The following is a 9,899-nucleotide window of genomic DNA, read 5'->3' on the forward strand; positions in this document are numbered from 1 at the left end:
CCGGCGGGACACCCCGAAGTGCGCAGCGCGACCCATCGTTACTGTGGTGCTCCGGCGCGAGGAGGGTCCCATGGCGGTCGTGTTCGGCATCGACATCGGGGGCACGAACATCAAGGCGCGGCTCGTCGGCGCGGGCGACGCGGTGCTGGCGCAGCAGGTCGTGCCGACACCCAGGAACGACCCGGACGGCGTCGCGACCCTCGACACGGTCGCCGAGCTGGTCCGGCGGGCCGGTCGGGTCGACGCGGTCGGTCTGTCGGTGCCCGGCGTGGTCGATGAGGCGTCGGGCACCTGCCGGTACTCGGTCAACCTCGGCTGGCGGGACCTGCCGGTCGCGCGGCTGCTCACCGAGCGCACCGGCGTCGCCGCGCTCGCGCTGCACGACGTCCGCGCGGGGGCGATCGGCGAGAAGTGGTCGGGCGCCGGAGCGGGGCGCTCCGGCCCGCTGGCCTTCGTGCCGCTCGGCACCGGCCTCGCGGTCTCCTTGGTCGACGACGACCTGCGGCGCGTCGGACCGCCGACGGCCGGCGAGATCGGCCACATCCGCCTTCCCCGCGGCCCGTTCGCCGGGCTGGTGGTCGAGGACGTCGCCTCGGCCGGCGGCATGGCCCGCCGGGCCGGGTTGCCGGATGCGGAGGCGGTGCTCGCGGCGGCGCGGAGCGGGGAGCCCCTGGCCGCGGCGGTGTGGCAGGACTGCCTCGATCTCCTCGGCGACGCGCTCACGTGGCTCGTCACGCTCACCGCGCCGACCACCGTCGTGATCGGAGGCGGACTCGCGAACGCGGGCTCGGCGCTGTTCGAGCCTCTCGCTGCCGCGGTCGCCGCGCAGACGCCGACGTTCCTGCCGCCGGTGGAGCTGCTGCCGGCCCGCCACGGCTCGAGCGCGGCCGCCGTCGGCGCGGCCCGGCTCGCCCGCGTCGTGCTCACCGGTGACGCGGGCTGACGCCGATCAGCGCGCCGCACGCTCCAGCACGAGCTCCCGCACGCGGGCGGCGTCGGCCTGCCCGCGCATCGCCTTCATCACCGCGCCGATGACCGCGCCTGCGGCCTGCACCTTGCCGTCCCGGATCTTCTGCAGCACGTCCGGCTGCGCGGCGAGCGCCTCGTCGATGGCCGCGGTGAGCGCCGTGTCGTCCGAGACGACCGCGAGACCCCGCGCCTTGACGACCTCCTCCGGCGATCCCTCGCCGGCGACGACGCCCTCGAGCACCTGCCGGGCGAGCCGGTCGGTCAGGTCGCCGTTCTCGACGAGGGCGATGAGCTCCGAGACGTGCAGCGGCGAGACGAGCGTGCCGGCCTCGACGCCGCGCGAGTTCGCGATGCGGAGGATCTCGCCCAGCCACCACTTGCGGGCCTGCGCCGGCGCCGCGCCCTTCCCGACGGTCTCCTCGAGCTCGACGAGCAGGTTCGCGTTGACGAGATCGCGGAACTCCGACTCGGTGAAGCCGTAGTCGGCCTGGAGCCGGCGCCGGAACTGCGTCGGCGTCTCCGGCAGCGCGGCCCGGAGCTCGGCGATCAGCTCGGCCGACGGCTGGATCGGCAGCAGGTCGGGCTCCGGGAAGTACCGGTAGTCGTCCGCGTCGGACTTCGGCCGGCCGGCCGACGTCGTGCCGGTGTCCTCGTGCCAGTGCCGGGTCTCCTGCACGATGGTGCCGCCGGCCTCGAGGATCGCGGCCTGGCGCCGGATCTCGTAGCGCACGGCCCGCTCGACGGAGCGGAGGCTGTTCACGTTCTTCGTCTCGGTGCGGGTGCCGAACCGCTCCCGACCGCGCGGCCGCAGGGACACGTTCGCGTCGCAGCGCAGGTTGCCGCGCTCCATGCGCGCCTCCGAGATGCCGAGCGAGCGGACGATGTCGCGGATGGTCGCGACGTACGCCTTCGCGAGCTGCGGCGCGGCCGCGCCAGCGCCCACGATCGGCTTCGTGACGATCTCGACGAGCGGAACGCCGGCCCGGTTGTAGTCGACGAGGGACCAATCGGCGCCCTGGATGCGGCCGGTCGCGCCGCCGACGTGGGTGAGCTTGCCGGCGTCCTCCTCCATGTGGGCGCGCTCGATCGGCACCGTCCACGTGGTGCCGTCCTCGAGCTCGACCTCGACGGATCCGTCGAACGCGATCGGCTCGTCGTACTGGCTGATCTGGTAGTTCTTGCCGAGGTCGGGGTAGAAGTAGTTCTTCCGCGCGAACCGGCACGTCTCGGCGATGGAGCAGCCGAGCGCGAGGCCGAGCGAGATCGAGTACCGAACGGCCTGGGCGTTCACGACCGGCAACGAGCCGGGCAGCCCCATGTCGACCGGAGCGACCATCGTGTTCGGCTCCACGGATCCGCTGTCCGCGGCGGCGGGGTTCGGCGCGGCGGAGAACATCTTCGTGCGGGTCGAGAGCTCGACGTGCACCTCGAAGCCGAGCACCGGTTCGTACTTCGCCAGTGCCTCGTCGTAGTCCAGGAGCGCGTCGCTCGCGAAGGCGGTGCCGTCGGCCACTAGAGGGTCCCCCCGTCGGGTTCGGTGCCGTACCCGGGTGCGGGTGCGGTGCCGGGCGTCGTGCGGATGCGGTCGGATCGCGAGGCGGCCGAGCCCAGCGCGGGCGCCTGCGCGAGGAGCGGGCCGCCCCACTCCCGTTCGAGGATCGCCTCGAGCGTCGCGCCGACGCGGTAGAGCCTGGCGTCCTCGCGGAGCGGCGCCATCACCTGGAGGCCGACCGGCAGGCCGTCCTCGGGGGCGAGGCCGATGGGCATGCCGAGACCCGGCACCCCGGCGAGGTTCGCGGGGATGGTCGTGATGTCGTTCAGGTACATGGCGAGCGGGTCGTCGATCTTCTCGCCCAGCCGGAACGCGGTGGTGGGCGCCGAGGGCGAGACGAGCACGTCGGCCTGCGTGAAGCACGCGTCGAAGTCGCGCTGCACGAGGGTGCGGACCTGCTGCGCGCTGCCGTAGTACGCGTCGTAGTACCCGGCGGAGAGCGCGTAGGTGCCGAGGATGATGCGGCGCTTGACCTCGGGGCCGAAGCCCGCCTCGCGGGACAGGGCCGTGACCTGCTCGACGGTCGAGCCGCCCGGGTCGACGCGCAGGCCGAAGCGGACGGCGTCGTACTTCGCGAGGTTGCTCGACGCCTCCGCGGGCAGGATCAGGTAGTAGGCGGCGAGGGCGTACTCGAAGTGCGGTGCCTGCACCTCGACGATGTCCGCCCCGGCTTCGGCCATGCGCTTCAGCGCCTCGCCGAAGCGCTGCCGCACCCCGGCCTGGAACCCGGATCCGTCGAGCTGGTGCACGACACCGACCTTGAGCCCGGCGAGCGAGCCGGAGGCGGCGCCCTCCCTCGCGGCGTCGGCGAACGACGGCCAGCGCTCGTCGAGGCTCGTGGCGTCGTTGGGGTCGTGGCCGCCGATCACGTCGTGGATGAGCGCCGCGTCGAGCACGCTGCGCGAGACGGGGCCGACCTGGTCGAGCGACGAGGCGAGGGCGATGGCCCCGAACCGGGAGACGCCGCCGTAGGTGGGCTTCACGCCGACCGTGCCGGTGACGGCGGCGGGCTGGCGGATCGAGCCGCCCGTGTCACTGCCCAGGGCGACGGGCGCCTCGAACGCGGCGACCGCGGCCGCCGACCCGCCGCCGGAGCCGCCAGGGATGCGGGTGAGGTCCCACGGGTTGCGGCTCGGCCCGTACGCGGAGTGCTCGGTGGAGGAGCCCATCGCGAACTCGTCCATGTTCGTCTTGCCGAGCGGGATGAGCCCTGCGGCGCGGAGCCGGGCGACGGGCGTCGCGTCGTACGGCGGGATCCAGCCCTCGAGGATGCGGGAGCCCGCGGTGGAGGGCATGTCGCTCGTGCAGAGCACGTCCTTGATCGCGATGGGCACGCCGGCGAGCGGGCCCGGCGCGGTCCCGTCGGCGCGCTGCCGGTCGATCTCCGCCGCGCGGACGAGGGCGTCGTCGCCGGCGACGTGGAGGTAGGCGTGCACGTCGGCGTCGACGTCGCCGATCCGGTCGAGGTGGGCCTGGGTCGCCTCGACGCTCGAGACCTCACCGGCGGCGAGCGCCTCGGCGAGCCGGGCGGCGCTCCAGCGGACGAGTTCGCGCTCCGCGGCCATCTACTGCTCCTCGCCGAGGATGGCGGGCACCCGGAACCGGCCGTCGCTCGCGTCCGGCGCCCCGGAGAGCACCTGCTGCTGCGTGAGCACCGCACCGGGCACGTCGGGCCGGAGCACGTTCACGAGCGGCACCGGGTGGCTCGTCGCCGGCACGTCGGGCGTCGCCACCTCGCGCACCTTCGCGACGGAGTCGACGATCTGGGTGAGCTCCCCCGCGAGGTGCTCGATCTCCTCGGGGGTCAGTGCGATTCGGGCGAGGCCGGCGAGGTGCTGGACGTCGGCGGCGGTGATCACCACCGGTTCGGGCGCGTCGGTCATGGGATCGATTCTAGGAAGGCGGCCCGCCCCGCCCCGCCTCAGCGGGCGAGGGCGAGGGTGCCGGACGTGCGATCGGTGCCGGCGGTCACGTCGCTGCCCCGGCCGATCCCGACGAGCGCGAGGTTGCGCATCGCCTCGCTCCCGGGCGCGAAGTAGCCGTTGTGGCCCACCGCCGACCCGAGGTTCAGGTGGGTGAGCGGATCCACTCCTCCCGAGGTGCCGAGCGGCGTCGCGCCGTAGGAGGGCGCGGCCGGGTCGCTGCCGAAGAACCCGCTCGTCGCGATGCCGTCCCAGACGGCCTGGCCGACGAACACGTCGCCGGCGGGCACCGAGAGCTGGTGCACCGACTGCGCCGGGCTGCCCGGCGCACCGACCATCGCGAGTGCGTCGGCCGAGAACGCGTGGTTCTGCAGCGCGAGCAGCGCTGCCGTGGCGCCGTAGGAGTGCGCGAGCACCGCGGTGTACGGCCTCGAGGCCGGACGGGCGGCGTTCAGGCCGTTCACCGCATCCGTGAGCCGCGCCGCCCCGATCTGGGCGAGGCCGAAGCTCGCGACGGTGAAGACGTTCGGCGTGCGGTAGCCGATCCACGACACCACGGCACTCGCGCGGGAGTCGTCGAACCGGTGCAGCCACTGCTGCTGCTGCGACTGGATCGAAGCGGCCGTGCTCGTCCAGTCGACCATCTGGTCGACGACCGTGAAGTACATCCCCGGAACCAGGAAGTCGACGTAGTCCGCGGTCTGCACGTCGCCGATCGCGATCGCGGCGCGGTCGCCGTTCGTCGGATCGAGGGCGAGCAGCGACCGGGCCGGGCCGCCCGGCGCCCGCTGCAGCGCGAGCCGCACCTGCTCGAGGGTGCGCAGCCGCTCGGCCAGGAACTGCGACTCGCCCCGGCCGGAGCCGGCGCCGATACGGGCGCGGGCGCTCGCCAGGTCGGCGGCGAGCACCGCCCGGTTCGCCACGTCCCGCACCGGGTAGGGCACGCCCTCGAGGTTGCCGACCACTCCGGGCGCGGCGGCGAGCAGCACCGACCGGGTGGTGGGCGCGAGGCCGGCCCACCACAGGGCGGTGCGGGCCGGATCGGGGGCCACGTCCTCGAAGGCGGCGAGGTGCGGCACGAGCGCCCGGACCGCGGCGGCGGCGCCCGTCGGGCGCTCGGCGGCGGCCGTCAGCAGGCCGAGGTCGTGCTGCACGACCGTGCGGTCCGGTGCCCGGTACGGATCGGTCGCGGCCTTCGGCACGGCGACGGCGCCCATCGTGAGCAGGGCCGCTCCGAGGAGCACGAGGACGCGCATGATCATGCGTCCCCCTTCCCCCGACTGCACACCGCGGACCGGCCCCTGCCACGGCGTGCCCCCAGAGTAGGGGCCGATTCGCAGGACTCGCCATACCCCGGCGGACACGATCGGGGTACGTTCCCGCGCGCCGCGGCGAGGGCGCGCCCCTCAGCGCTCCGGGGCCCGCTCCACGGCCTCCTCCGCCGCGCCGACGGACCCGTCGAGCATCGCCCGTGCGGCGTCCGGACCCTGCTCCAGCAGCGTCCGGAACCCGTCCGCGTCGAGCAGCGGGACGCCGAGCTGCTCGGCCTTCTGCAGCTTGGTGCCGGCGCCGGGTCCTGCGACGACGAACGCCGTGCGCTTCGACACGCTCGAGGCCGCCTTGCCGCCCGCGGCGAGGATCGCCTCCTCAGCGCCCTCCCGCGAGAAGCCCTCGATGGCGCCGGTGACGACGACGCTGAGCCCGGCGAGGAGACCCTGCTCGGCCTCCACCGCACCGGGCCCGGGATGCCCGGGTGTCGCGAGCTGCACGCCCGCCGCGGTCCACCGGTCGATGATCTCGACGTGCCAGTCGACGGCGAACCAGTCGACGAGCGCCTCGGCGATGATGGGACCGACGCCGTCGACCGCGGCGAGCTCCTCGACGCTCGCGGCCCGCATCGCGAGGATCGAGCCGAAGTGGGCGGCGAGCGCCCGGGCGGCGACGGGACCCACGTGGCGGACCGACAGGCCGACGAGGAACCGCCAGAGCTCGCGGGTCTTGGCCTGCTCGAGGTTGGCGAGGAGGTCGGTCGCCTGCTTCGAGGCCGCCGTCTCGGTGCCGTCCAGGGTGCGGCCCTCGGCACGCGCCTGCCGCTTCTCGTCGGCGTTCAGCTGCCGCCGGAACGGCGCGACCCGCTTCGGCGACCCGTCGTCGTTCAGCCGGGGCAGCCCGGTCTCGGGGTCGCGGACCACCGTGCGGATGGGCAGCAGCTTGTCGAGCGTGAGGTCGAAGAGGTCCGCCTCCGTCACGACGGGCGGGACGGCCGGCTCGTCCGGCTGGGTGAGGGCGGCTGCGGCCACCTCGCCGAGCGCTTCGATGTCGAGCGCGCCGCGGGAGCCGATGTGCTCCACCCGCCCGCGCACCTGGGCGGGGCAGCTGCGCGCGTTGGGGCAGCGGAGGTCGACGTCGCCCTCCTTCGCCGGCCGCAGCGGGGTGCCGCACTCGGGGCAGTCCGCCGGCATGACGAACTCGCGCTCGTCGCCGGTGCGCAGGTCGACGACCGGGCCGAGCACCTCGGGGATCACGTCGCCGGCCTTGCGCAGCACGACGACGTCGCCGATCAGCACGCCCTTCTCCTTCACGACGTCCTGGTTGTGCAGCGTCGCCTGCCGCACCTCGGATCCGGCGACCCTCGCCTTCTCCATGACGGCGAACGGCGTCGCGCGGCCCGTGCGGCCGATGGAGACGACGATGTCGAGCAGGCGGGTGTGCACCTCCTCCGGCGGGTACTTGAAGGCGGTCGCCCACCGGGGCGCGTGGCTCGTGGCGCCGAGGGCGACGTGCAGGTCGAGGTCGTCGACCTTGATCACGATGCCGTCGATCTGGTGCTCGACGCTCGCCCGCGCGGACCGGTAGTGCTCGATGTAGCCGGCGACGTCGTCGACCGCGTCGAAGACGCGGTAGTGGGTCGAGGTGGGCAGCCCCCACTCCGCCAGCAGCGCGTAGACCTCGCTCTGCGCCGTGACCGGGGTCTCGTGCTCGATCCGCTCGACCGGCCACGCGCCGATGCCGTGCACGAGCATGCGGAGGCGCTGGAGCCGGTCGCGCATGAGCGCGAGCCTCGCCTCCGACTTGCCCTCCTCCTTCTGCCGCAGCGAGCCGCTGGCGGCGTTGCGCGGGTTCGCGAAGACGCGCTCCCCCGCTGCGGCCTGCATCGCGTTCAGCTCGTCGAACGAGGCCACGGGGAAGAAGATCTCGCCCCGCACCTCGACGAGGTCGGGATGGCCGGTGCCCTTCAGGCGCTCGGGGATGCCGCCCATGATGCGGACGTTCGGGGTGACGTCCTCGCCGGTGATCCCGTCGCCGCGGGTGGCCGCCGAGACGAGCACGCCCCGCTCGTACCGGAGGTTGATCGCGAGACCGTCGATCTTCAGCTCGGAGAGCCAGCGCACCGGACGGTCGGGCGCGACCTTCGCCGCGTCGCGCTGCACCTTGGCCGCCCACGCGTGCAGCTCCTCGATGCTGAAGATGTTGTCGAGGCTCAGCATCGGCTCGGCGTGCACGACGGGCGCGAAGAGGGTGGTCTCGGGCGCGCCGCCGACGGTACGGGTGGGGCTGTCGGGGTCCGCGAGCTCCGGATGCTCCTGCTCGAGCCGCTCGAGGCGGTGCACGAGCTCGTCGTACTCGGCGTCGGAGGCCGTGGAGCCGTTGCCCTCGTAGTACTCGCGGCGCAGCTGCCTGATGCGCTCGGTGAGCGCGGCGACCTCGTGCGCCGCACTCGTCGCCTCGGTCGCCTGCACGGGGTCGCTCATGCAGCGAGTGTAGGAGCGGGCACCGACGCCGGCGCCGGGCGGATGCCGTGGATCCGCCTCGCGAAAGACGGCCCCGATCAGGCGAGCGCCGGAACGCCGACGGTGCGGTCGACCGTCACCTGGCCGAGCACCCGGGTGCCGTCGTAGAGCACGGCGCTCTGGCCGGGCGCGAGGCCGAGGATCGGCTCGTCGGGCCGCACGACGACCGCGTCGTCCGCGATCCGCGCGGTCGCCGGAACCGGGTCGGCGTGGGCACGCACCTGCACCGCGCACCGGAACTCCCTGGCCGGCTCGGCGCCCGTCCAGGACCAGCGGCTCCCCCGCAGCTCGCCGACCGCGAGCGCCTCCCGCGGGCCGACCACGACCGTGTTGCTCGCGGGCTTCACCTCGAGCACGAACCGCGGCCGGCCGTCCGGCGCCGGCCGGGTGAGGGACAGGCCGCGGCGCTGGCCGACGGTGTAGGCGTGGGCGCCCTCGTGCCGGCCGACCTCGGCGCCGCTCGTGTCGACGACGGGGCCGGGTGCGCTGCCGACGCGCTCGGCGAGCCAGCCGCGGGTGTCGCCGTCGGGGATGAAGCAGATGTCGTGGCTGTCGGGCTTCGAGGCCACCCGGAACCCGCGGCGCTCCGCCTCGGCCCGCACGATCGCCTTCGACGGCGTCGTGCCGAGCGGGAACATCGCATGAGAGAGCTGGCCCGCGGTGAGCACGCCGAGCACGTACGACTGGTCCTTCGCCTCGTCGGAGGCGCGGTGCAGCTCCCTGCGGCCCTCGCCGTCCGTCCTGACGAGGGCGTAGTGGCCCGTGCAGACCGCGTCGAAGCCGAGCGCGATCGCCTTGTCGAGCAGGGCCGCGAACTTGATCCGCTCGTTGCAGCGGAGGCACGGGTTCGGCGTGCGGCCGGCGGCGTACTCGGCGACGAAGTCGTCGACGACGGCCTCCGCGAACCGGTCGCTGAAGTCCCAGACGTAGAACGGGATGCCGATGAGGTCCGCCGTGCGGCGGGCGTCCATGGCGTCCTCGATGGTGCAGCAGCCGCGGGCGCCGGTGCGCAGCGTGCCCCGGCTGCGGTTGAGGGCGAGATGCACGCCGGTGACGTCGTGGCCGGCGTCCACGGCGCGCGCGGCCGCCACCGCGGAGTCCACGCCTCCGCTCATCGCCGCGAGCACCTTCACGGCTCCAGGCTAAGCGCCGGACGCCCGACCACGGCGACTTGCCGCTTTCGCCCGCTTCAGCACCCCGGAACGGTGCAGAAGTGGCACGTCAGGGAAGGGCGGCGGCGAGGCGCGGGAGGGCGGCCAGGAGGGCGTCGACGTCGGCCTCGGACGACGTGTGGCCGAAGGTGATCCGCAGGGCGCCGCGGGCCTCGTCGGCCGGGAGGCCCATGGCGAGCAGCACCGGTGAGATGCGGGCGACACCGGCGAGGCACGCGGAGCCCGTGCTCACCGACACGCCGGCCGCGTCGAGGAGGAGGAGCAGGTCCTCGCCGTCGGCGCCGGGGACGGTCACGTGGAGGTTGCCGGGCAGCCGCGCGCCGGGCGCCGCCGGATCCGCGCCGCGCACGACGGCGCCGGGCAGCCCTGCGACGAGACCGGACAGCGCGCGGTCCCGCAACCGGGCTGCGCGGACCGACTCGGCGTCGAGGTCGGCCACGGCCTCCTCGGCGGCCGCGACGAAGGCGACCGCGAGCGGCACCGCGACCGTGCC

The 9,899-nt window shown here is 74.4% G+C and carries 8 protein-coding genes; 1 reads left to right on the plus strand and 7 read right to left on the minus strand.

Features of this window, described 5'->3' with window-relative positions; translation table 11 throughout:
* Nucleotides 1–70 precede the first annotated feature (70 nt).
* The gene (locus tag JWQ92_RS05085; protein WP_297343380.1) at nucleotides 71–943 is read left to right on the plus strand and encodes an ROK family protein; all 873 of its coding nucleotides are present in this window, start codon (nucleotides 71–73) and stop codon (nucleotides 941–943) included.
* A 6-nt stretch (nucleotides 944–949) separates the two neighbouring features.
* Here the strand turns inward: JWQ92_RS05085 and gatB are convergent, their stop codons facing one another.
* The 7 genes from gatB to JWQ92_RS05120 all read right to left on the minus strand — a co-directional run.
* Nucleotides 950–2,482, minus strand: coding sequence for an Asp-tRNA(Asn)/Glu-tRNA(Gln) amidotransferase subunit GatB (gene gatB, locus JWQ92_RS05090; protein WP_297343381.1), 1,533 nt, complete (start codon nucleotides 2,480–2,482; stop codon nucleotides 950–952).
* Nucleotides 2,482–4,086: an Asp-tRNA(Asn)/Glu-tRNA(Gln) amidotransferase subunit GatA gene (gene gatA, locus JWQ92_RS05095; RefSeq protein WP_297343382.1), complete on the minus strand. Its 1,605-nt coding sequence runs from the start codon at nucleotides 4,084–4,086 to the stop codon at nucleotides 2,482–2,484. The genes gatB and gatA overlap by 1 nt, the downstream gene beginning before the upstream one ends.
* Nucleotides 4,087–4,404, minus strand: a complete 318-nt coding sequence (gatC, locus tag JWQ92_RS05100; protein WP_297343383.1) for an Asp-tRNA(Asn)/Glu-tRNA(Gln) amidotransferase subunit GatC — start codon at nucleotides 4,402–4,404, stop codon at nucleotides 4,087–4,089.
* Between the two features lie 38 nt (nucleotides 4,405–4,442).
* A complete protein-coding gene (locus JWQ92_RS05105) occupies nucleotides 4,443–5,705 on the minus strand; it encodes an alpha/beta hydrolase (protein WP_297343384.1) in 1,263 nt (420 codons plus the stop codon).
* Nucleotides 5,706–5,849: 144 nt separating this feature from the next.
* Nucleotides 5,850–8,195 carry an NAD-dependent DNA ligase LigA gene (ligA, locus tag JWQ92_RS05110; protein WP_297343385.1) on the minus strand — a complete coding sequence of 782 codons (2,346 nt, stop codon included), beginning with the start codon at nucleotides 8,193–8,195 and terminating at the stop codon, nucleotides 5,850–5,852.
* A 77-nt stretch (nucleotides 8,196–8,272) separates the two neighbouring features.
* Nucleotides 8,273–9,367, minus strand: coding sequence for a tRNA 2-thiouridine(34) synthase MnmA (gene mnmA, locus JWQ92_RS05115; protein WP_297343386.1), 1,095 nt, complete (start codon nucleotides 9,365–9,367; stop codon nucleotides 8,273–8,275).
* Nucleotides 9,368–9,455: 88 nt separating this feature from the next.
* The coding region (locus JWQ92_RS05120) for an aminotransferase class V-fold PLP-dependent enzyme (protein WP_297343387.1) at nucleotides 9,456–9,899 on the minus strand (444 nt) is incomplete at its 5' end.

The organism is Amnibacterium sp., assembly GCF_025463795.1.
Taxonomy (GTDB): domain Bacteria; phylum Actinomycetota; class Actinomycetes; order Actinomycetales; family Microbacteriaceae; genus Amnibacterium.